At 63.1% G+C, this 21,326-nt stretch carries 21 protein-coding genes; 18 read left to right on the top strand and 3 right to left on the bottom strand.

From position 1 onward, the window contains the following. Window positions 1-38: 38 nt before the first annotated feature. Window positions 39-767, bottom strand: coding sequence for a RadC family protein (gene radC / locus C7451_RS04130; RefSeq protein ID WP_110297683.1), 729 nt, complete (start codon window positions 765-767; stop codon window positions 39-41). A gap of 104 nt (window positions 768-871) precedes the next feature. On the opposite strand from radC, the gene C7451_RS04125 reads away from it, so the two are divergent. From C7451_RS04125 to leuB, 13 genes are all read left to right on the top strand, one after another. Further along, the gene (locus C7451_RS04125) at window positions 872-4,087 is read left to right on the top strand and encodes an intermembrane phospholipid transport protein YdbH family protein (RefSeq protein ID WP_110297682.1); all 3,216 of its coding nucleotides are present in this window, start codon (window positions 872-874) and stop codon (window positions 4,085-4,087) included. Then, a complete protein-coding gene (locus C7451_RS04120) occupies window positions 4,084-4,299 on the top strand; it encodes a YnbE family lipoprotein (RefSeq protein WP_244181566.1) in 216 nt (71 codons plus the stop codon). Before C7451_RS04125 ends, C7451_RS04120 begins: the two co-directional genes overlap by 4 nt. After that, on the top strand, window positions 4,299-4,679 hold the full coding sequence (locus tag C7451_RS04115) for a YdbL family probable chaperone protein (protein ID WP_110297681.1): 381 nt from the start codon (window positions 4,299-4,301) through the stop codon (window positions 4,677-4,679). The genes C7451_RS04120 and C7451_RS04115 overlap by 1 nt, the downstream gene beginning before the upstream one ends. Before the next feature lie 204 nt (window positions 4,680-4,883). Beyond that, the gene (locus tag C7451_RS04110; protein ID WP_110297680.1) at window positions 4,884-5,255 is read left to right on the top strand and encodes an AtpZ/AtpI family protein; all 372 of its coding nucleotides are present in this window, start codon (window positions 4,884-4,886) and stop codon (window positions 5,253-5,255) included. A gap of 3 nt (window positions 5,256-5,258) precedes the next feature. Beyond that, window positions 5,259-6,044 carry a F0F1 ATP synthase subunit A gene (locus C7451_RS04105; RefSeq protein ID WP_110297679.1) on the top strand — a complete coding sequence of 262 codons (786 nt, stop codon included), beginning with the start codon at window positions 5,259-5,261 and terminating at the stop codon, window positions 6,042-6,044. Between the two features lie 57 nt (window positions 6,045-6,101). Continuing rightward, complete coding sequence (locus tag C7451_RS04100; protein WP_023839593.1) at window positions 6,102-6,329, top strand: F0F1 ATP synthase subunit C; 228 nt, start codon at window positions 6,102-6,104, stop codon at window positions 6,327-6,329. Between the two features lie 75 nt (window positions 6,330-6,404). After that, window positions 6,405-6,899 carry a F0F1 ATP synthase subunit B family protein gene (locus tag C7451_RS04095; RefSeq protein ID WP_110297678.1) on the top strand — a complete coding sequence of 165 codons (495 nt, stop codon included), beginning with the start codon at window positions 6,405-6,407 and terminating at the stop codon, window positions 6,897-6,899. Continuing rightward, complete coding sequence (locus C7451_RS04090) at window positions 6,892-7,443, top strand: F0F1 ATP synthase subunit B family protein (RefSeq protein WP_110297677.1); 552 nt, start codon at window positions 6,892-6,894, stop codon at window positions 7,441-7,443. Before C7451_RS04095 ends, C7451_RS04090 begins: the two co-directional genes overlap by 8 nt. A 229-nt stretch (window positions 7,444-7,672) precedes the next feature. After that, window positions 7,673-9,616 carry an excinuclease ABC subunit UvrC gene (uvrC, locus tag C7451_RS04085; protein WP_110297676.1) on the top strand — a complete coding sequence of 648 codons (1,944 nt, stop codon included), beginning with the start codon at window positions 7,673-7,675 and terminating at the stop codon, window positions 9,614-9,616. A 36-nt stretch (window positions 9,617-9,652) separates the two neighbouring features. Then, on the top strand, window positions 9,653-9,922 hold the full coding sequence (locus C7451_RS04080) for a BrnT family toxin (RefSeq protein WP_110297675.1): 270 nt from the start codon (window positions 9,653-9,655) through the stop codon (window positions 9,920-9,922). Further along, window positions 9,903-10,160, top strand: coding sequence for a type II toxin-antitoxin system BrnA family antitoxin (gene brnA / locus C7451_RS04075; protein WP_208625133.1), 258 nt, complete (start codon window positions 9,903-9,905; stop codon window positions 10,158-10,160). Before C7451_RS04080 ends, brnA begins: the two co-directional genes overlap by 20 nt. A gap of 20 nt (window positions 10,161-10,180) precedes the next feature. Beyond that, on the top strand, window positions 10,181-10,915 hold the full coding sequence (gene recO / locus C7451_RS04070; RefSeq protein ID WP_110297674.1) for a DNA repair protein RecO: 735 nt from the start codon (window positions 10,181-10,183) through the stop codon (window positions 10,913-10,915). A gap of 69 nt (window positions 10,916-10,984) precedes the next feature. Then, window positions 10,985-12,046 (top strand): 3-isopropylmalate dehydrogenase, encoded by a 1,062-nt coding sequence (leuB, locus tag C7451_RS04065; protein ID WP_110297673.1) that lies wholly within the window; start codon window positions 10,985-10,987, stop codon window positions 12,044-12,046. On the opposite strand, the gene purD is transcribed toward leuB, so the two are convergent. Then, window positions 12,043-13,317 (bottom strand): phosphoribosylamine--glycine ligase, encoded by a 1,275-nt coding sequence (purD, locus tag C7451_RS04060; protein ID WP_110297672.1) that lies wholly within the window; start codon window positions 13,315-13,317, stop codon window positions 12,043-12,045. The two genes, leuB and purD, sit on opposite strands and share 4 nt — an antisense overlap. Between purD and xseA the strand changes: the two genes are divergently transcribed. The 5 genes from xseA (at window position 13,316) to C7451_RS04035 (ending at window position 20,429) form a co-directional block, all read left to right on the top strand. Continuing rightward, window positions 13,316-14,788 (top strand): exodeoxyribonuclease VII large subunit, encoded by a 1,473-nt coding sequence (gene xseA, locus C7451_RS04055; protein WP_110297671.1) that lies wholly within the window; start codon window positions 13,316-13,318, stop codon window positions 14,786-14,788. The genes purD and xseA overlap by 2 nt on opposite strands. Window positions 14,789-14,884: 96 nt before the next feature. Beyond that, window positions 14,885-15,088: a DUF2093 domain-containing protein gene (locus C7451_RS04050; protein ID WP_023837193.1), complete on the top strand. Its 204-nt coding sequence runs from the start codon at window positions 14,885-14,887 to the stop codon at window positions 15,086-15,088. Between the two features lie 4 nt (window positions 15,089-15,092). Then, window positions 15,093-16,007 (top strand): M23 family metallopeptidase, encoded by a 915-nt coding sequence (locus C7451_RS04045; RefSeq protein WP_110297670.1) that lies wholly within the window; start codon window positions 15,093-15,095, stop codon window positions 16,005-16,007. 226 nt (window positions 16,008-16,233) lie between these two features. Further along, on the top strand, window positions 16,234-19,404 hold the full coding sequence (locus C7451_RS04040; RefSeq protein ID WP_244181564.1) for a TonB-dependent receptor domain-containing protein: 3,171 nt from the start codon (window positions 16,234-16,236) through the stop codon (window positions 19,402-19,404). Between the two features lie 80 nt (window positions 19,405-19,484). Continuing rightward, window positions 19,485-20,429: a 2OG-Fe(II) oxygenase gene (locus C7451_RS04035; protein WP_110297669.1), complete on the top strand. Its 945-nt coding sequence runs from the start codon at window positions 19,485-19,487 to the stop codon at window positions 20,427-20,429. A 121-nt stretch (window positions 20,430-20,550) separates the two neighbouring features. Here C7451_RS04035 and C7451_RS04030 read toward each other — a convergent pair whose 3' ends face one another. Further along, window positions 20,551-21,132, bottom strand: a complete 582-nt coding sequence (locus C7451_RS04030; RefSeq protein WP_110297668.1) for a hypothetical protein — start codon at window positions 21,130-21,132, stop codon at window positions 20,551-20,553. Between the last annotated feature and the right edge of the window lie 194 nt (window positions 21,133-21,326).

Here is a 21,326-nt window from a genome sequence, read left to right as displayed (position 1 = left end):
CTGGTTCAGGATGATGGCTAATGTGCGCTAGCGAGCAATCAGATCAGCCCCATCGATCGCATGCTCGAATGCCCGTCCAGCCCGATGATGACATGGTCGTGCACGCCGATGCCCAGGCGCTTGCCCGCTTCGATGATCTCGCGGGTTATCTGGATGTCCTGCTTGCTGGGCTGCGGATTGCCGCTGGGATGGTTGTGCACCAGGATCAGCGACACCGCGCCAAGGTCCAGCGCGCGCTTGATGACCTGGCGGGTGTAGATCGCTGCCTGATCGACCGAGCCTTCGGACATCACGTCATCGCTGATGAGCATGTTCTTGGCATTGAGGAACAGCACCCGCACGCGTTCGCGGGTGAGATGCGCCATGTCGAGCCTGAGATAATCGAGCAGCGCCTGCCAGCTGGACAGGATCGGCTGGCGACGGACGGGCTCGCTGACCAGCCGCCGCGCCGCAACCTGCACGATCTTGAGCGCCGCAGCGCTGGTCTCGCCCATGCCCGGCACCGCGCGCAGCGAGTCGCCATCGGCGGTAAGCACGCCCGCGAGCGAACCGAAATGGTCTATCAGCTGCTTGGCAAGCGGCTTGGTATCGCGGCGCGGAATGGCAAGGGTCAGAAGATATTCGACGATTTCATGATCATGCAGGCCGGTTCCGTCAGTGTTCAGCAAGCGCTCTCTAAGCCGGGCGCGATGGCCTGCGCCATGATGTCCGCCCGCCGGGAGGTCCGGCAGTTCGGCATCGGCCAGCAGGGGCAGCGAAGAGGGCATCGTTTGAGGTTAATCTTTCACTCCCCCATCGGCAAACGCTTTGTCGGAACTGGTTTGTCCCTGCGTCGTTGCAACGCGATGCTTTGCAAGCCATTCAGGTGCCGATGACTGATCCCGATACCGAGGCCCAGGCGATCCCGCCCGAGCGGCAGGTCCGCGCGTGGCGGCGCATGGCCTGGCCGCTGCGCATGGCGCTTTATGGCGTCGCGCTGTTGGGATTTGCAGGACTTGTCGCCTGGACGCAGCGCGAGGATATCGCGCGCAACCTGATCGGCAACGAGCTGGAGGCGCGCGGGATCGAGGCGCGTTACGATATCGAATCGATCGGAGTCGGCCGCCAGACGGTGCGCAATCTGGTGCTCGGCGATCCGACGCGACCCGATGCAACGATCGCGCGGCTGAGCGTGGATGTGAGCGGTGGGCTTTTCGGATTGCGCATCGACAAGGTGAGCGTCGACGGGCTGCGCGGCTACGGACGGCTCGACAGGGGGCGCGTCAGCTTCGGCAGTCTCGACAAGCTGCTCTACACCGAAAGCAAGGAGCCATTCCGCCTACCGCGCCTTGATCTGACGCTGCGCGATGCGCGGGTACGGATCGAAAGCCCCTATGGCACGGTTGGGGTGAAAGCGGACGGACAGGGCAACCTGCGAGACGGATTCAAGGGAAAGGTTGCGGCTATCGGTGCGCGTCTCGCGTATCAGGGCTGCGCGCTCGATCGGCCTAGCCTATTCGGCGCGATCGGTATCGCAAACGAGCGCCCGCAGTTTCGCGGCCCGGTGCGTTTTGCGGGTCTGGCCTGCGACACCGGAGCTCTTGCGGTCGGACAGTCGTCGGTTTCGCTGCGGGCCGAGGCCAATGCAGCGCTCGACCGGATCGAGGGCGCGCTGATCCCGGCGGTCGGCGGGATAAGGGCTTCTGGCTTTGCCGCAAACGGGCTGGGCGGCAGGCTTGGCTTTGCCATGTCTGGCCAGCAGCTTGATGGCGATATCGATCTGGCGCTGGACCAACCTGCGGGCGCGGACCTCGGATTTCGGCGGCTCGATGCCAAGGGCAGGGCGGTTCTGCGATGGGATGGAGCATCGAACGACGCCCGATTCGAGGGCGATATGCGCGGGGAGAGCCTGACAATTGGGCGCGAACGCCTTGCCGGGCTGGAACAGGCGGTAAAGGCGAGCGCCAGTCTGCCGATTGCACCCCTGGTGCAGCGGATGGCCACCGCGGCGCGTCGCGCGATGCCGGGTTCGGACCTGGCGATGATGGTAGATGCGCGCATGCGGGGCGAAGCCTTCTCGCTGGCGATTCCGCGCCTGGCGTTGACCGGCGGGCGGGGAGAGCGGCTGATCGGCGGCAACAGCCTGACCATTCGGCGTGTGGGTGAAGAGTTGCAGATGGCGGGCAATCTGGCGACGGGCGGGGCTGGGCTTCCGGTAGCGCAGTTTCGTATCGTTCCGCGCGGGCAGGGGGCTTATGCGCTGAAGCTCGCGATGGAAACCTATGCCGCCGGTGATGCCTCGCTGGCGCTGCCGCAGTTCGAGGCACTCTGGAACGGGCGCGGTGGCCTCAGCTTTGCCGGGGCAGCGCGGCTCTCCGGGCCGTTGCCGGGCGGACGGGTCGAAGGGTTGGCGCTGCCGCTGCAGGGGCGCTGGAGCGAGGGTGCTGGATTTGCCATGTATGACGGCTGCCAGACCGTGCGGGTCGAGCAGCTTCGCGTGTCGAATTTCATCAGCGGACGGCAGACGCTGGCGCTTTGCCCCGATCGCGGGCGGCCGATCTTTCGCTCTGGACCCGGCGGTGTGCAGATGGCCGCGCGGATGGCTGGACCGATGCGGTTGCAGGGCAGGCTCGGGTCATCCGATCTGAAACTGGCAGCGGCCTCGGCGCGGATCGATTTTCCGGGCGCGATAAAGCTGAGCGAAGTCGATCTGCTGATCGGTCCCCAGGCATCCGGCACGCATATCACCTCTGGTGATTTCAGCGTCGATCTCGGCGGAGCGCTGGGCGGCGCCTATGCCGATGCCGAGGCGACGATCGGTGCAGTGCCGCTGATGCTGACCCATGGATCGGGCATATGGTCTTTTGCCGATTCGGTGCTTGATGTGCAGGGCGACGAATGGATGCTGCGCGACCGGCAGGCCCCGGCGCGGTTCCAGCCGCTGATCACCGACGACATGCGGCTGACGCTCGCAGACGGGCGGATCGCGGTGACGGGCATTCTCGATGAACCGCAGACACTGCGCCCCGTGGCGCGCGTCGCAATTGCGCATGACCTTTCGACCATGACGGGCCATGCTGATCTGGCCGTCGATGCGCTGACCTTTGACGACCGGCTCCAGCCCGAAATGGTCAGCAACATTGCGCTCGGCATCATTGCCAATACGCGGGGGCTTGTGACCGGACAGGGCCGGATCGACTGGTCCGCTAGCGGCGTCACCGCAAGCACCGGGCGGTTTCGTACCGATTCGCTCGATTTTGCCGCTGCATTCGGCCCGGTCACCGGACTGTCCGGCGAGATTGTCTTCACCGATCTCCTCGGATTCGAGACCGCGCCCGGCCAGGTGGTCAGGCTTGCGCAGGTCAATCCGGGCTTTGCCGTCTACGATGGAACGATTCGCTACAGGATCCTTCCGGGCTTCCGGATGCAGGTCGAGGGTGGGGAATGGCCTTTTGCCGGCGGAAGGCTCCTCCTGGATCCCGGTCTGGTCGATCTTGTCACCGAGGAACCTCGCCGTCTGGTATTCCGCGTCGATCGGGTCGATGCGGCGCAGTTCCTTGCCGGTTTCGATTTCGAGAACATCAATGCCACGGGGCATTTCGCAGGCGTGATTCCGATCGTGTTCGACAAGGACGGGGGACATGTCCGCGGTGGGCGACTTGAAGTGATCGAGGACGGCGGCACCCTGTCCTATGTCGGCGACCTGACGTATGAAAACCTCGGAACGATGGCGAATTTCGCTTTCAACGCTCTGAGATCATTACGCTATCGCTATCTCGTGGTCGAGATGGACGGCGATCTTGCGGGCGAGGTCATCACCCGGATCCGGTTTGACGGACTGAGCCAGGGCGAGGGGGCGTCGCGCAATTTCCTGACCCGCCAGGTCGAGAAGCTGCCGCTGCAGTTCAACGTCACCATCGCCGCGCCCTTCCTGCAACTGATCACTTCGGCGCGGTCGCTCTATGACACGCAATACATCACCGACCCCGGCGTGCTCGGCCTGCTGCCGGGCCAGGTGAACAATCCCGGCATCGGCAATCTTCCGGCGAGTTCGACAACGCCAGCAAAACCGGGCATTCAGCCCCCAGAAAGCGAGGACCGTCCATGAAGGACACCAACAGGATGGCGATTTTGAGAAACCCGTGGGGGCAGATGGCGGTACTTGGCTTGGCCACCGCATTGCTGGGCGGATGTGTGACGGTGACGGCGCCTGACAAGCCGATCGTCATCAACCTCAACATCAACATCAAACAGGAAGTCGTCTACCGGCTCGATGGCAAGGCCAAAGAGGTGATCGACGAGAATGCGGAGATTTTCTGATGAACAGGGCGATTTTCAAGGCTGGTTTGCTGGGCGCGGTTGCGCTGGGGCTGGCCATGCCCGCGATGGCGCAGCGCGACCCGGCTTATGAGGCCGCACGCGAGAACGGCAGCATAGGCGAAAAGCCGGACGGGTATCTGGGCATTGTCAGTGGCGGCGACGCGCAGCTGCAGAAGCTGGTCAGTGACATCAATCTCAAGCGCAAGCAGGTCTATACCGAACGTGCATCGGCCGAGGGATCGACTGTCGAGCAGTTCGCCTTTACCGCCGGTTGCAACACGATTGCGCGCACGAAGCCGGGCGAAAAATACCAGGCTCCGGATGGCAGCTGGAAGACTCGGGACAGCAGTCCGCCGGTGCGAGATGCGCGCTGCCCTTGATGCAGACCGCAGGATTAACCCAGATCAAGCCCGGATTTCGTCGGAAATCCGGGCTTTTTTGCGCGCGTTCTCGCAGCGCAGCATGACCATTGACTTGCACCCCAGCCCTTTCTAAACGGGCCGCGCCTTGGCGGGTCCGCTCGCTGTCGGGTGCGTGCTTTTTGAACATCGTAGCCTCAGGCCCGATAACAGGGAGTAAAGCACATGGCAGAGAACGAACCCGGGCAAGACCCTGTCGGCGGCGACGCGCGGATCGATCACATTGGTGACCGGCTTCGCGATATCACGCAGCGGGAGCAGGCCGAAGCGAGCAGCAAGGGGAGCGGGGTCGATGCGAATTATCGACTTGGCAACCGGGTGCTCGCCGATCTGCTGGGGGGGATTGCAGGTGGTTTGCTGTTCGGCTGGCTCTTCGATCGCTGGCTGGGCACATCGCCCTGGCTCCTGATCACGTTCCTCGCTCTGGGGATCATCGTGGCATTCAGGAACATCATCCGGGTTTCCAACGCATATTCGGCGGGGCTGAAAAATCAGCAGTCTCCGCAGGATAAGCCTGAAGATAAAACGAAGAGGTAGGTTGTGGCAGCCGAGTCAGGCAAAATCGACCCGATGCACCAGTTCGAAATCGCCCCCATTTCCAATGGCGGGTTTGAGATCGCTGGCCAGGCCATCACCTTCACCAACAGCGCCCTGTGGATGCTGTTGACGCTGGTTGCGGTCTGGGTGTTCATGCAGGGCGGCATGAAGCGAGAGCTCGTGCCCGGTCGCTGGCAGCTGATGGTCGAAGGCTTTACCGGCTTTATCGACGACATGATGACTGCCAATATCGGCGCAGAGGGCCGCAAGTACGCGCCCTATGTCTTCTCGCTCTTCATGTTCATCCTGTTCGCCAACATTCTCGGCCTGATCCCGATCGGCGTGGTTGGCGGACATCCTTTCACCGTGACCAGCCATCTGACGATCACCGGCGTCCTCGCGATCGTCAGCTTCTCGATCGTGCTGATCGTCGGCTTCGCCCGTCATGGCCTTCATTTCTTCTCGCTGTTCGTTCCGCACGGCACGCCGCTCCCGATGATCCCGTTCATCTTCGTGGTCGAGCTGCTGTCGTTCCTGGTGCGCCCGTTCAGCCTGGGTCTGCGACTGTTCGTGGCGATGACCGCTGGCCATATTCTGCTCAAGGTGCTGGCCGGTTTCGTCATCAATTCGACCAATGCCGGTATCGGTTATGGCCTGCTGGTCGGCCTGCCCAGCCTGACGCTGATGGTCGGCATCAGCGCGCTCGAAATCCTGGTCGCCGTCGTCCAGGCCTATGTGTTCGCGCTGCTCACCTCGCTGTACATCAACGACGCGGTGAACCTGCACTGAGCCTCTCTCTTTTCGCTAGAATTTTCCATCCAATCGAGTTTCTTAAGGAGTATTACAATGGACGCAGAAGCTGCAAAACTGGTCGGTGCTGGCCTGGCTGCAATCGGTGCCGGCATGGCTGCCATCGGCGTGGGTAACGTGTTCGGTTCGTTCCTGGAAAGCGCTCTGCGCAACCCGGCAGCTGCCGACGGTCAGCAGGGCCGCCTGTTCATCGGCTTCGCCGCTGCCGAACTTCTCGGCCTGCTGGCGTTCGTCGTGGCGATGATCCTGATCTTCGTTGCCTGATTTGTGTCGGACCGGGGCCGGTCATCGCGCTGGCCCCGTCCACACCCAAGATTCTGATCCACGGATAGCTTCGATATGCCCCAGATAGACCAGATCATGACCACTTACGGGTCCCAGCTTTTCTGGCTGGTGATCACGTTCGGGCTGATTTACTTCGTGATCGGGCGTTCGATGTTTCCCAAGATCCAGGGCACGGTCGATCAGCGCAAGGCGAAGATCGCCGGAGACATCGCCGCTGCCAAGGCTGCGCATGCGCGGGCTGACGAGATCGAGGAAGAATATCGCGTTGCCCATGCCCGGGCCCGTGATGCGGCGCTCGCCGTGACCGCCGAAGCCAAGGCCAAGGGCGCGCGCGAAGCGGAAGCCAAGGTGCGCGCTGCCGATAATGGCATCGCTACGCAACTGGCCGATGCCGAAGCGGCGATTGCGGCGCAGCAGACCGCTGCTCTTGCCGAGATCGAGGCCGTGGCTGTCGAAGCTGCCCAGGATATCGTCGCCCGGCTGACGCCGGCAAAGATCACCAAGCCGCAGGTCAACCGTGCGGTCAAGGGAGCGCTGGCCGATGCTTGATCTCATCATTCTTGCCTCGGAAGCGGGCGAACATGCCGATCCGTCGGTGGGCGGCGTGCATCTGCTGAACGCGACTTTCTTCGTCTCGGCGGCGATGCTGGTTCTGATCGGCATCATCCTGTGGAAGAAAGTGCCTGCCGCTGTCGCTGCGTCGCTCGATTCCAAGATCGCCGGCATCAAGGCCGAGCTCGACGAGGCTCAGGCACTGCGCGCCGACGCCGAGAAGCTGCGTGCCGAATATGAGGCGAAACTGGCTGCGGCCTCGAAAGAGGCTGCAGACATGAATGCCCGCGCCGAGGCCGAAGCCGACGCCGTGCTCGCCAAGGCGCGGATCGACGCTGAAAACCTGATCGCTCGCCGTCAGAAGATGGCCACTGACAAGATTGCGGCGGCCGAACGTGCTGCCGTTGCCGAGATCCGCGAGAAGGTCGCCAAGGCGGCGACCGGCGCTGCTGCAAAGCTGATCGCCGAGAACCACAGCGCGGAAGCTGATCAGGCGCTGGTCGACCGCACTGTGGCCGAGCTTGGTACGCGCCTGAACTGATGCGTCGTATCCCTCTCCCTTGAGCGGAGAAGGATACGCAGCCGTGTCGGCTAAGCCGACCAGGCGCAGTTGGATGGGGGTGAGGCAGAGGAGCGGTAGCGCCGTTTTCCCTTCTCCCAGCTCCGGCTCGGCAGCAAGCTGCCAAGTCCGCGTAACCCTCTCCCTCGAAGGGGGAGTGGCATCGCAACCCCCATTGACCTCCCGACTCCGTCACGCCACATGCACGCTCATGGCTGGCCGTCCCGCTCATCCCAATGACAGCAACCCGCGCGCGCCCGATCGCTTTCTCGAGGAAGCGGCGACCTATAGCGTGCGCGGGGCCGATGCGCCCGATCTCGACACCGGCATCGCCGCGATACGCAACACACTGAAAACGCTTCCGACGCGGCCCGGCGTCTATCGGATGCTCGATGCGCGTGGCGATGTGCTCTATGTCGGAAAGGCGCGCGCGCTCAAGAACCGCGTCACCAATTACACCCAAGTCGACAAGCTGCCGCGCCGGTTGCAGCGCATGGTCTCGCTCACCCGGTCGATGATGATCGTCACGACCAACAGCGAGGCCGAGGCGCTGCTGCTCGAGGCGCAGCTGATCAAGCGCTATCGCCCCGCGTACAACGTGCTGCTGCGCGACGACAAGAGCTTCCCCTATATCCTGCTGCGCGAGGATCATGACTTTCCGCGCATGTCCAAATATCGCGGCGCTCAGAAGTACAAGGGACAGTATTTCGGCCCGTTCGCCAGCGCCGGATCGGTGACGAGCACGCTCAACTCGCTGCAGAAGCTGTTCCTGCTGCGCTCGTGCTCGGACAGCTTCTTCGCCAACCGTTCGCGCCCGTGCCTGCTCTATCAGATCAAGCGCTGCTCCGCGCCATGCGTCGACAGGATCAGCAAGGAGGATTACGCCGCACTGGTCGGCGATGCGCGCGCCTTCCTCACCGGCAAGTCCACCGACGTGCAGGCCAGGCTCGGCAAGAAGATGGAGGCTGCGGCCGAAGCGCTCGATTTCGAGAGCGCGGCGGCCTATCGCGACCGTCTGAAGGCGCTCACCTTCATCCAGGGCAGCCAGGCGGTGAACGCGCAAGGCATTGCCGATGCCGATGTGTTCGCGATGGCGAGCCAGGGCGGCACGGTGTGTATCCAGGCGTTCTTCATCCGCGCCGGGCAGAACTGGGGCCATCGCAGCTTCTTCCCCGCGCATGTCCAGGACATGGATGATGCGGAAATCCTCACCAGCTTCCTGATGCAATTCTATCAGGACATGCCCGCGCCCAAGCTGATCCTGACCGATCGGCAGCCGTTCGAGTGCGATCTGATGCTCGAAGCCTTGTCCGCCAACCGCACGGGCAAGCTCGAACTGCTCGTGCCCCAGCGCGGCGAGCGCAAGCGTCTGATCGACCAGGCGCAGCGCAACGCGAGCGAGGCGCTCCAGCGCCGTGTCGCCGAGAGCGCCAGCACCGCGAAGCACCTGACCGAAATGGCCGAATTGTTCGGGCTCGAAGGGCCGCCCGACCGGATCGAGGTCTATGACAACAGCCATATCCAGGGCACCAATGCGTTGGGCGCGATGGTGGTTGCCGGGCCGGAAGGGTTTCGCAAGGCCGCCTATCGCAAGTTCAACATCAAGCGTGCGGAGACGGTGCCGGGCGACGATTATGCGATGATGCGCGAGGTGTTCGAACGCCGCTTCGCCCGCGCGCAGACCGACGATCCCGACCGCAGCAGTGGCGACTGGCCCGATCTGGTGCTAGTCGATGGCGGCAAGGGGCAGCTCAAGGCGGCTATGGAAGCGCTCGCGGGGCTGGGCATCGACGATGTCGCACTGGTCGGCGTTGCCAAGGGCCCGGATCGCAATGCGGGGCGCGAGACCTTCTTCCTGCCCGATGGCAAGGAATTTACCCTGCCGGTGAACAGCCCGGTGCTGTTCTACCTCCAACGCCTGCGCGACGAAGCGCACCGCTTCGCCATCGGCGCACATCGCGGCAAGCGCAAGAAGGCGATGACCACCAGCCCGCTCGACGAGGTCCCCGGCATCGGCCCGGCGCGCAAACGCGCGCTGCTGATGCACTTCGGCACGGCAAAAGCGGTGCGCAGCGCCAGCCTGGAGGACCTGCAAAAGGCCCCCGGCGTGTCGAAGGCAATGGCGCAGAGCATCTATGACTATTTCCGGGGATGATTGCATTTTTATACCATTTTGGTATATCGGCGATCCATGCAGTTCGAGTTCGATCCGGCAAAGAGCGCACTGAACAAGCAGAAGCACGGCATCGACTTCGTCGAGGCACAGGCTTTGTGGAACGATCCACGTCGGACAGAGTTCGATGCTCGCCAACTGCCTGAAGAAAGATCAGGTTTGATTGGGGAGTACGCTGGCAAGGTGTGGACAGCCATATTCACTATGCGGGGTGAGGTGGTTCGGATCATATCGGCACGGAGGTCACGTGCCGTTGAGGTGAAGCTGTATGAAGCCGAAGACAATTAGTGCCGAAGAGTTCGACCGGATGTTCGACGACGGTGAGGATATCTCGGAGTATCTCGATTTCTCCACCGTTCGCAGGCCGGGTTTGGAGGCGAAGCGGGTGAATGTCGATTTTCCTGGCGATGTGGTGACGAAGCTCGATCGCGCAGCCAAGCGACGTGGGGTTTCCCGTCAGGCGTTGATCAAGATGTGGATTGTCGAGCATCTCGATAATGAGGGAAAGCTAGGCACCGCCGCCTGACCGCGCGCGAACGCAACTCCATGCCCGTCATCCGCACCCCCGGAATCGTCTGCACCGTGCGGCGGCATGGGGAGCATGGGGCGGTGGTGCGGTTGCTTACGCCCGATCATGGGCTGCAATCGGGTTATGTGCGGGGAGGGCGGTCGACCGCGCTACGCCCGGTGCTGATGCCGGCGAACCTGGTGACGGCGGAGCTGCGCAGCCGGGTAAACGATCAGTTGGCCGGGCTGACCGTCGAACTCGCCGAGAGCCGCGCGCCGTTCTACAGTGAGCCGCTCGTGGCGGCGGCGTTCGAATGGGTGACCCTGCTCACGGCCACCGTCGCGCCCGAGGATCAGCCGTTTTCGCGGCTCTATGCCGCGCTGGCGGCGCTGCTCGATCTGGTCTGCGCAGCACCCTCGGCGCGCTGGTGGCTGCGCGCCATGGTGCGCTACGAGGCGCTGCTGCTGGCCGAACTGGGCTTCGGGCTCGATCTGGAGCGCTGCGCGGTGACCGGCGGACGCGAGGATCTGACCTATGTCAGCCCGCGCACCGGACGCGCGGTGTCGTTGCACGCGGCGGGGGTCTATGCCGAAAAGCTGCTGGTGCTGCCCGCGTTCATGACCGATGATGAAGAGCCGGATTGGGAGCAGTTGATGCAGGGCTTTGCGCTGACCGGCCATTTCATCGAGCGCCAGTTCTTTAGCGATCGCAGAGCCGATGCCCTTGCGGCGAGAGCGATGCTGATCGACCGCGTGCGCCGCATGGTGGGCTGACGCAAAACAATGTTGCGGAAATGCGCGTGCTGACGCTATGCGCGCCTCCACAACAGACAGGATGACCCCATGAAAATTGCCATTCTTCCCGGTGACGGCATCGGCCCCGAAATCATGGCCGAGGCGGTGCGCGTGCTGCGCGCGCTCGATCTGCCGGGGGTGGAGCTGCATGACGGGCTGGTGGGTGCTGCCGCGTGGCGCGCGCATGGTCATCCGCTGCCGCCCGAGACACTAGCGCTGATGCGCGAATGCGACGCGATCCTGTTCGGCGCGGTGGGCGATCCGGCGTGCGACGGGCTGGAGCGGCATCTGCGCCCCGAACAGGCGGTGCTGGGCATGCGCAAGGAGCTGGAGCTGTTCGCCAATCTGCGCCCGGCCAAGGTATTTCCGGGGCTTGAGGCGCACAGCTCGCTGCGCCCTGAGGTGGCGGGCGCGATCGACCTGATGATCGTGCGTGAGCTGAACGGCGATGTCTATTTCGGCAAAAAGGGCATGCGCACCACGGCGGAAGGTCAGCGCGAGGGCTATGACATCATGTCGTACAGCGGGAGCGAGGTGCGCCGCATCGCGCATGTCGCCTTCCGCACCGCGCAGGGGCGGTCAGGCAAGCTGTGCTCGGTCGACAAGGCCAATGTGCTCGAAACCTCGCAGCTTTGGCGCGATGTGATGATCGAGGTGGGGGCGGAGTACCCCGACGTCACGCTCGAGCATATGTATGTCGACAATGCCGCGATGCAGCTCGTCCGCGCGCCGGGCAAGTTCGACACCATCGTCACCGGCAACCTGTTCGGCGATATCCTGTCCGACCAGGCGAGCATGTGCGTCGGCTCGATCGGCCTGCTCGCCTCGGCCTCGCTAGGCGCGGAGCAGACCGCGTTCGGCACCAAGGGCGCGTACGAGCCGATCCATGGCAGCGCCCCCGACATTGCTGGCAAGGGGCTGGCCAATCCGGTCGCGATGATCCTCTCCGCCGCGATGATGCTGCGCCACAGCTTTAGCCTCGAAGCCGAAGCCGCGCGGATTGAGGCCGCGGTGGCGAGCGCGCTCAACGCGGGTGCGCTGGGGGCCGACCTGGGCGGTGACATGGGCACCGTCGCAATTGGCGACGCGGTGCTGGCGGCGCTGGGCTAAGCCTCGCCCCGTTCGCGCGCGACTTCGCGCCAGCCGATGTCGCGGCGGCAGAAGCCAGTGGGGAAGGTGATGCCATCGACGGCGCTGTAAGCGGCGGATTGCGCCTCGGTCACGCTGCTGCCGGTCGCGGTGACGTTGAGTACGCGGCCGCCATGGGCGACCAGCGCACCGTCCTTGAGCGCTGTGCCCGCGTGGAAGACCTTTGCGCCGCCGGTGTCGCCCAGCGCGATCGCGCCGCCCTTTTCGGGCGTGCCGGGATAGCCCTTGGCGGCCATCACCACAGTGAGGGCATAGTCATCGGACAAGCGGGGCGGGGGGCAGCTTGCCAGTTCGCCCTTCGCCGTTGCCAGCAGCAGTTCGGCGAGATCGCTCTGCAGGCGGGTCATCAGCACCTGGCATTCAGGGTCGCCGAAGCGGCAGTTATATTCGATCAGCTTCGGCCCCTCGCCGGTCAGCATGAGGCCCGCGAACAGCACGCCCGAATAGGGCATGCCCTCGGTGGCGAGCGTGGCGACGGTCGGCGCGATGATCCGCTCCATCACCTGCGCTTCGAGCTCTGCGGTCAGCACCGGTGCGGGGCTGTACGCGCCCATGCCACCGGTGTTCGGCCCGATATCACCCTCACCAACGCGCTTGTGGTCCTGCGCCGATCCGAACGCGACAATCGCGCTGCCATCGGTGATCGCGAAGAAGCTCGCCTCTTCGCCCGTCATGAACTCCTCGATCACCACTTCTGCCCCGGCCTCGCCAAAGGCACCGGCGAACATATGGCCGATGGCGTCCTCGGCCTCGTCAGCGGTCTCCGCGATGATCACGCCCTTGCCGGCTGCCAGCCCATCGGCCTTGATCACCACTGGCAGGTCGAAATCGGCCAGCGCCGCGCGCGCCTCAGCCGCATGGCTGGCGCGGACATAGCGCGCGGTGGGGATGCCGGCGCGGTCGCACAGGGCCTTGGTGAAACCTTTTGAGCCTTCAAGCTGCGCTGCCCTGGCCGAGGGTCCGAACACCGGCACATCGGCGGCGCGCAGGCTGTCCGCCAGGCCATCGACCAGCGGCGCTTCGGGCCCGATCACCACCAGGCCGATGGCCTGTTCGGCACAGAATGCCGCAACCGCTGCATGATCCGTCACATCGAGCGAGACGCAGCTTGCGTGCTCGGCTATCCCCGGATTTCCGGGCGCGGCGAAGATGCTTTCGACCTGCGGGGATTGCGCCAGTTTCCAGCACAGGGCATGTTCGCGTCCACCGCTTCCCACCAGCAGGATATTCATGCCCGACCCCTTTTCAGATGATGTACCAATGCGTTCGGGCGGGCTGTTAGCCCAGATGCCCCCCGGCGACAACGCCCCGCCGCTGTCGGTTTCGGAAATCTCCGGGCAGTTGAAGCGCATGGTGGAGGACCGGTTTTCGCATGTGCGGATTCGCGGCGAGATTTCGGGCTTCAAGCGCGCGGCTTCGGGCCATTGCTATCTGGCGCTGAAGGACGACAAGGCGGTCATCGACGGCATCATCTGGAAGGGCACGGCGCAGCGGCTGCCGTTCAGGCCCGAGGACGGGCTTGACGTCATCGCCACCGGCAAGCTCACCACCTTTCCGGGTCGGTCCAAATACCAGATCACGATAGAATCGCTCGAACTGGCGGGTGAGGGCGCGCTGATGCAGCTGTTCGAGAAGCTGAAGGCGCGGCTGGCCAGTGAAGGCCTGTTCGATTCGGAACGCAAGCGCGCGCTGCCCTTTCTGCCGCGCACCATCGGCGTGGTGACCTCGCCGACGGGCTCCGTGATCCGCGACATATTGCATCGGCTCGCCGATCGCTTCCCCAGCCATGTGCTGGTCTGGCCGGTGCTGGTGCAGGGCGAGGGGGCAGCAGGTCAGGTCGCGGCGGCGGTGCGCGGGTTCGGCGCCATGCCCGAGGACGAGCGGCCCGATCTGCTGATCGTCGCGCGCGGTGGCGGTTCGATCGAGGACCTCTGGGCGTTCAATGAGGAGCCGGTGGTTCGCGCGATTGCCGAGAGCGTGATCCCGGTGATCTCCGCCGTGGGGCACGAGACCGATACCACGCTGGCCGATTTCGCCGCCGATCGCCGCGCGCCGACGCCAACGGCGGCCGCAGAGATGGCGGTGCCGGTGCGGTCGGAACTGCTTGCCGGGGTCGCGGAGCTTGGGCTGCGCGCCAGCCGTGCGGTGAATCGCAGCCACTCCCTGGCACGCGAGCGCCTCGAAGCGCGTGCGCAGCGGTTGCCGCGGCTCGCCGATCTGCTCAGCCCGCAACAGCAGCGCGCCGATGATCTGGGCGAGCGGCTACGCGCCGCGCTCGGCCTGCAGCTGGCGCATGCGCGCGGCACTTTGGCGAGGACGTCCGGCGCACTGCGCCCTGCCGTGCTCGATACCCGTGTCGCCCATGCGCGCGACCGGTTGGCGCGGTTGACGCTTGATCCGGCGGTGCTCGATCGCATCATCCGGCGGGCAGGCGAACGGCTCGCGGGGCTCGAGCGGGTGCTGGCGCAGCTCGATCCCGACGCGCCGCTGCAGCGCGGCTATGCCCGCGTCACTGCTGGTGACGGTCGCACGCTGATCGACAAGGCCGTGGCAGCGCGCGAGCCGCGGCTGACGCTGCATTTCCGCGACGGAGCGCTCGATGTCGCACCAGCGGATGGTCCGCCTCCGCCGCCGGCTTCTCCCACTCCTGCAGCCAAGGCGAAGCCCAGGCCCGCCGAGCCGCGTCAGGCGAGTTTCCTGTAGATTTGCGCTGGCGTGCCGGATCGCTTATCTTCGGCCAAACGCGCAGCGAGCCATCGGTAAAGCTGCCATACAGCCTTTATGGAGCATGAAGACCCCATGTTGATGTCCAACCGCGATCGTGTTGCCCGTGTGCACTATATGCCCAATGGCTTCCGCCTGCTCAGCGCCGGCGACCATGTGCTGTGTGCGGAGACCGGGCAGAAGATCGATCTTGAAGAGCTGCGCTACTGGAGCGTCGAGCGGCAGGAGGCTTATGCCAGTTGCGAGATTTCGGTGCGCGCCGCCCTGGGGCAGGGCTGAGCCGATGCGGGGCGCGCTGACCTTGCTCAGTCTTGCCGCCCTTGCAACGTCCACACCACTGGCTGCGCAGTCAGGTGCGGCACCGGCTCAGTCTGCAGCGCCGACGCCCGGCGGTCCGGATTTTCTGACCCGGCCCTTCGGAACGATGCGGCCGTTGCCCAGCGGAATACGGCTTTCCGGCGCGCCGGTTCAGGGTGCATTGCTGCGGGGCACGGCGCCCAGGGGCGTCACCGCTCTCGACCTGGATGGGGTCAACGTACCGGTCGCACCCGATGGTGCATTTCTCCTCGGTTTCCATCGCGACGCCCCGGCGCTCGGCATATTGACCGTCACCCTTGCCGACGGGCAGGTAATGAGCGAGCCCCTGACGGTCGAACCGCGTGCCTGGCGCCGCGAATTCGTTGCGGTGGCGGCGCGCGGCGGGCTGCCGAGTGAAGCCTTTTTGGCACGGCGCAAGCCCGAACTCGAGATGATCGATGCAGCGCGCGCGCGGCAATCCGACAGCGCGGGCTGGCGCCAATCGTTCATCTGGCCCGCGACGGGGCGCGTCTCGGGCATTTTCGGATCGCAACGCATCTATGCCGGTGAACCCGGAAGCTTTCACAGCGGTGTCGACGTTGCCGGAGCGATCGGCACGCCGGTGGTCGCCCCTGCAGATGGCGTGGTCATCCTCGCCGCGCCGACGCCTTTTTCACTCGAAGGCAATCTGCTGATGATCGACCATGGCATGGGCCTCAACAGTGCATTTCTTCACCTGTCGGCGATCGATGTGAAGCTTGGGGACACGGTGCGCCAGGGACAACAAATCGGGCGAATCGGCGCAACGGGCCGGGCCACCGGACCGCATCTTCACTGGAGCATGAAGTGGCACGACGCCCGGATCGACCCGCAACTTCTGGTGGGTCCGATGGGGCAATGAAATAACATTGTTTCACGACCTTTCCTGAGTGACCTGTAAATGTGGCGTTCATGTTACAGGTTGGCGTAAAACTGGCGTGCTGATGTCCCTCGAACCTTTACATCGTTTCGCGCTCCCGTTTACCTCTCCTCAAGGTCTGGGGAGACCATCGTAGTTCAGCGATGTCGCTTTGCGGCCCCAGGCTCGTTGTTTCGAGCCCAAGCTATTGAGAACAGGGGTTGTGTCCATGAAAACTTATTCGCGTTTCCTCACCGGGGCTGCCCCCGTCGTGATGAGCATTGCGCTCGCTGCCATGCCAGCAATGGCGCAAGAGCAGACCACGAACGTCGACGAGCAGGAAGCGTCGTCCGAAGATGCGCCGGCGTCGATTGTCGTCACCGGCTCGCGTATTCGCCAGCCCAATCTGGAGGGTGCAAACCCCGTTACTGTTGTGACCGGCGAAGAATTCTTCGAAACCGGCAACACCTCTGTCGGCGACGTGCTGAACGATCTGCCGCAGCTGCGCAGCACCTTCAGTCAGCAGAACTCGACCCGCTTTCTTGGTACCCGCGGTCTCAACCTGCTCGACCTGCGTGGTCTGGGTTCGGAGCGTACCCTGGTTCTCGTCAACGGCCGTCGTCACGTCGCCGGTGACATCCTGTCGTCGGGCGTTTCGCCGGACATCAACACCATTCCGACCGACCTGATCGAGCGCGTTGACGTCCTGACTGGTGGTGCATCGGCCGTGTACGGTTCGGACGCCGTCGCCGGTGTGGTCAACTTCATCCTCAAGGACAGCTTCGACGGTCTGCAGATGCGCGGTCAGGCCGGTATCTCGACCTATGGCGATTTCGGCAACCAGTTCGTGTCTGCTTTGGCGGGCAAGAATTTCGGCGATGGTCGCGGCAATGTGACTTTGGCGCTGGAATATGCGCACACCTCGCGTGCCTTCGGTTCGGGTCGTCCCAACCTGCGGCAGAATAACGGTCTTGTCATCGTCGACACCGATCCGGCCGCCGCAGTGAACGGTTCGGACGGCATCGTCGACCGCGGCTTCTTCCGCGACATCCGCTCCGGCACGATCTCGCTCGGCGGTCTGGTTGCCTCGTTCCAGAATCCGGCAACGTCACCGTGCGGCTTTAACGTCGCGGCCTTCACCTGCACCTATCTCTTCCAGCGTGATGGCTCGCTGGTCCGTCAGACCGGTACGCGAGTCGGCGTCGGCCCGAACGGCAGCTTCCTCGGCGGCAACGGTAACTCTAACCGCGAAGGGGAACTGTTGACGCTGACTCCGGATCTGCGTCGTTATTCCGCTAACCTGCTGGCCCACTATGAATTCAGCCCGGCTTTCGATGTGTTCATGGAAGCGAAATATGTCCGCACCGAAGCCTTCGGTTCGCAGAGCGGCCCGTTCTTCTCGCAGGGCGCCACTTTGGGGGATCCTGGTAACCGCGAGCGCATTCGCCTCGATAACCCCTATCTCAGCGCACAAGCGCGTGCGCTGCTGACATCTGAGTTCTTGGGCTCGACAGTAAACGTGAATACCGGCGCCGCTCTGTCGGCCGCTGGCCTTGCTGCGCAGCGCGCTGCGATCAACAACGGCTCTTTCCGCTTCAGCCTGCGTCGCAACTGGGTGGATTTCGGTATTCGCGACGAGGAAATCACGCGTGAAACCTACCGTATCGTCGTGGGCGCTCGTGGCGAATTCAACGACGACTGGAACTACGAACTGTCGGTAAACTATGGCGAACACCGGGAGCGGAACGAAATCATCGGCAACGTCAATATCCAGCGCTATCTGCTGGCTGTCGATACCGCCCGTGACGCCAGTGGCAACATCGTCTGCGCATCGAGGCTGAACCCCACCGGCACCGTGTCGTACATCACAGGGACGCCCAATGGCGATCCGCGTCTTGCGGGCGACATTTCGGCGTGCGTTCCGCTCAATCCGTTCGGCGAAGGCTCGGTTACACAGGCCGTTCGCGATTACTTGCTCGTGAATTCGCTGGCTACCGGCAAGATCACACAGCTCGACATTCTGGGCTTCGTCTCGGGCGATACCAGCGGGTTCTTCAACCTTCCGGGTGGTGCAGTCGCATTCTCGGCTGGTGGTGAATATCGTCGGGAAACCAACTTCTATGACCTCGATGACCTGACCCAGGAAGGTTATGCATTCTACAATGCCATTCCGTCCTTCCAGGCACCGGCACTGGAGGTTGCAGAAGCGTTCGGTGAAATCGAGTTTCCGATCCTCAAGGACACGCCGTTCTTCCACAACCTGACCGTTCGCGGCAACGGTCGTGTTGCCAAATATATGGGCGCGGCGCGCAACACCGGTACCGTTTATGCCTATGGTGCCGAAGCGATCTGGTCGCCGATCCGCGATATCACCCTGCGTGGTACCTATTCGCGTTCGGTTCGGTCGCCAAATCTCGGCGAGTTGTTCTCGGCACAAGGCCAGAACTTTGCACCCGGCTTCACTGACCCTTGCTCGGCTCGCAACCTTGCAACCGGTTCTTCGAACCGTGCTGCCAACTGCAGCGCGGCCGGCGCACCGACCGGATACGACTTCGTGTATCTGCAGTCGCTCGAGATCCGCAGCGGGGGCAATCCTAACCTGCGTGCGGAAACCGGAGATTCCTACACCGTTGGCGGTATCATCCAACCGAGCTTCATCCCTGGTCTGTCGATCTCGGCTGACTATTATGACATTACGGTGAAGAACGCGATCGCGTCGGTTTCGGCACAGCAGATTGCCAACCTTTGCTATGACCTGCCGTCGGCGAACAACGCGTTCTGCGGACTGTTCACCCGTGCTGGTGCAACCGGCGGTCCGAATGGTGAGATTCCCTTCCAGATCCTGGAGGGCTCGCTGCTCCAGTCCTCGGCCAACTTCGCACGCAACAAGGTTCGTGGTCTGGACACACAGTTCAACTATAACCGTAAGTTGGGCGATTGGGGTGATTTGCGTTTGGGCGTCATTTGGACTCACTATTTCCAGATCGACAGCTTCACCAACCCGTCAGATCCGAACTTTGCCAATCGTCTGATCGACGAACTCGGCGACCCGAGTGACCAGGTCAATATCAACGCGAACATCCGCTTCGGTAACGTGACTCTCGGGTATGAAATGCGCTGGCTCGATAAGATGTTCGTGAACACGTTCGAGGATTTCAATCCGCTGAACGGCCAGCCGCCGCAGAATGCGGACTACGGGCCGTTCGAGAAGTACCCCGACGTGTTCTATCACGATCTGCGCTTGAACGTGGATCTGGATAAGAAGTTCAACATGTATGTCGGCGTCGATAACGTCACAAACGTCCAGCCGCCGTTCGGCCTGACGGGTGTAGGCGGCGGTTCGGGCATCTATGATGTTCGCGGTCGTTACTTCTACGCTGGCTTCCAGGCTAACTTCTGATCCATGGACTGAAGTCGAGAAGGGGTGGGGCGCTCAGGTTCCCCGCCCTTTTTCGCGCCAGCAACGGGGCGGGGCAGTCAATGTCGAATAGACCGGACATCGCTTTGGCTCGTTCGCATCAGAGCGTTTTGCACGCAGCGCAAGGGGGAGATCCAGAAGCGTTGTTTGTGGTCGCTTTCTGGCATCTTGCGGGCGATGTCGTTCCCAGAAACCTCGAAAAGTCACGCCACATTCTGCGGATGGCGGTCGAGGCCGGACATGCCGGTGCGGCAGCCATCGAGATTGCGCTGGCGGCAAACGGTACTGGCGCAGCAGCGGACTGGGACTTGGCCGAGAAACTGCTGGCGCAGGCTGGCGAGGTCTTTGGTGGCGAGTTCCAGGAACAGCACAATTTGCTGGCCTCGGTATCAAACTTTGATCCGAAGGTCTGCGATATAGAGATTCTGAGCTCAAGCCCGAGCATTCGGCTGTTTAAAAGGGCATTGCGGCCTCAAGAGTGCGCGCACATTATTGCGGCATCGAGCCACTATCTGGAGCCAGCGATGGTGCAGGATCCGGTTTCGGGCCGCCTCATGCCGCATCCGATCAGGACTTCATCGGCTGCCGTGATCGGTCCGACCCGAGCGACGCTACCGATCTATGCCTTGTGCCACCGGATTTTCGGCTTGATCGACATTCAATTCGATCAAGCCGAGAGCATGACTGTATTGCACTACAAGCCCGGCCAGCAATTCAGGGGCCATCTCGACACGCTGCCGCATACGCGCAATCAGCGCTGTGCCACGGCTCTGATCTATCTCAACGCCCAATATACCGGCGGCGAGACGGTGTTTCCGAAGCTTGGTATTTCGATCAAGGGCGAGCAGGGCGATTTGCTGGTGTTCGATAACGTGCAGATCGATGGCCTGCCCGATCCCATGTCGCTGCATAGCGGCGACCCGGTCATAGCAGGCGAGAAATGGCTTGGCAGCATCTGGATCCGGCAGCGCCCATTCAACATGTGGAGCGGTCCCGAACAGGCTTAGCTTGCCTTGGAGGCAACGCTGATGACGCCAGGCCTGCAGCGCTCGATCGCAGGAGCAGCGATGGCTGACAAGCGCGTATACCGGCCGTCAAGCTCGAGCATGTCCTTCGTCTCCGGCTGCCTTACTCGATGCGCTTGGCCCGCACCGAACGCTTGTTCCGGACTTTCAGGAAGTAGCCGCCCATGATACCGGCCTTGATCTCCAGGTCATCGCCAACAGAAGGGTCGATCGGCAGCGGTTCGGTGGTTTGCCAGACGGCGCCTTCCGGGATGCCAATATTCCAGCGTCCACCTTCGGCGCGGCGGACGGTGGCGACTGTTGTCGTCAGCGTCTTGTCCTCTTCGGTGTCATTGCCGTCGCCACCAAAGATGGAAAGATCCGGAAGACGGAACCCGAAAAGCGTCCGCTTGGCCTTTTTGACCTCCTTGTCCTCGATCACGACAATCTGCTTTGCTTCTACTGCAGCGTAAAGCTTGGCTGAAGCCGCATCAAAGCATGCCAGGCGCTGGCCATTGTCGGTGATGGCGCGGCAACCTTGCAGAGCCTCGAACAGTTCCGGGCTTGCGGGCGGGGCTGGGTTCTTGCGATCCTTCGCCATGGCCGGGGTCGTCGCAAAGGCGATCAAGGCTGCACCATGGACCCATGCCCTCATACCCTTCTTCATCTGTTCTACCTTCTCGTTGGCTTGGAATTCGGTCTCCATAAACCATCAGCCGTAAAAACCGGAAATGCTTTTGGCGGTGACCCCCCGGTCCCGCTGCAAGCCGGCAGCCCTGGAGGCAGTGGTGAGGCCGGATGGTGATGTGTGTTGCCTATTTGTGACACGATCGGGAAAAGCGTTGAATTTCTGCCATTCCCCGTTGCGTGCGTTTCGCAGTTTGGCCTACACAGCCAGCA

The sequence above is a fragment of the Blastomonas natatoria genome (assembly GCF_003201955.1).
Lineage (GTDB): Bacteria > Pseudomonadota > Alphaproteobacteria > Sphingomonadales > Sphingomonadaceae > Blastomonas > Blastomonas natatoria.
Note: the sequence above shows the minus strand (reverse complement) of the source record. Positions and strands in the feature narration are given on the sequence as shown.

Coding starts and splice junctions, on each gene's coding strand:
- radC (WP_110297683.1), bottom strand. CDS start 767: ATGCCCTCTTCGCTGCCCCTGCTGGCCGATGCCGAACTGCCGGACCTC.
- C7451_RS04125 (WP_110297682.1), top strand. CDS start 872: ATGACTGATCCCGATACCGAGGCCCAGGCGATCCCGCCCGAGCGGCAG.
- C7451_RS04120 (WP_244181566.1), top strand. CDS start 4,084: ATGAAGGACACCAACAGGATGGCGATTTTGAGAAACCCGTGGGGGCAG.
- C7451_RS04115 (WP_110297681.1), top strand. CDS start 4,299: ATGAACAGGGCGATTTTCAAGGCTGGTTTGCTGGGCGCGGTTGCGCTG.
- C7451_RS04110 (WP_110297680.1), top strand. CDS start 4,884: ATGGCAGAGAACGAACCCGGGCAAGACCCTGTCGGCGGCGACGCGCGG.
- C7451_RS04100 (WP_023839593.1), top strand. CDS start 6,102: ATGGACGCAGAAGCTGCAAAACTGGTCGGTGCTGGCCTGGCTGCAATC.
- C7451_RS04095 (WP_110297678.1), top strand. CDS start 6,405: ATGCCCCAGATAGACCAGATCATGACCACTTACGGGTCCCAGCTTTTC.
- C7451_RS04090 (WP_110297677.1), top strand. CDS start 6,892: ATGCTTGATCTCATCATTCTTGCCTCGGAAGCGGGCGAACATGCCGAT.
- uvrC (WP_110297676.1), top strand. CDS start 7,673: ATGGCTGGCCGTCCCGCTCATCCCAATGACAGCAACCCGCGCGCGCCC.
- C7451_RS04080 (WP_110297675.1), top strand. CDS start 9,653: ATGCAGTTCGAGTTCGATCCGGCAAAGAGCGCACTGAACAAGCAGAAG.
- brnA (WP_208625133.1), top strand. CDS start 9,903: ATGAAGCCGAAGACAATTAGTGCCGAAGAGTTCGACCGGATGTTCGAC.
- recO (WP_110297674.1), top strand. CDS start 10,181: ATGCCCGTCATCCGCACCCCCGGAATCGTCTGCACCGTGCGGCGGCAT.
- leuB (WP_110297673.1), top strand. CDS start 10,985: ATGAAAATTGCCATTCTTCCCGGTGACGGCATCGGCCCCGAAATCATG.
- xseA (WP_110297671.1), top strand. CDS start 13,316: ATGCCCGACCCCTTTTCAGATGATGTACCAATGCGTTCGGGCGGGCTG.
- purD (WP_110297672.1), bottom strand. CDS start 13,317: ATGAATATCCTGCTGGTGGGAAGCGGTGGACGCGAACATGCCCTGTGC.
- C7451_RS04050 (WP_023837193.1), top strand. CDS start 14,885: ATGTTGATGTCCAACCGCGATCGTGTTGCCCGTGTGCACTATATGCCC.
- C7451_RS04045 (WP_110297670.1), top strand. CDS start 15,093: ATGCGGGGCGCGCTGACCTTGCTCAGTCTTGCCGCCCTTGCAACGTCC.
- C7451_RS04040 (WP_244181564.1), top strand. CDS start 16,234: ATGAAAACTTATTCGCGTTTCCTCACCGGGGCTGCCCCCGTCGTGATG.
- C7451_RS04035 (WP_110297669.1), top strand. CDS start 19,485: ATGTCGAATAGACCGGACATCGCTTTGGCTCGTTCGCATCAGAGCGTT.
- C7451_RS04030 (WP_110297668.1), bottom strand. CDS start 21,132: ATGGAGACCGAATTCCAAGCCAACGAGAAGGTAGAACAGATGAAGAAG.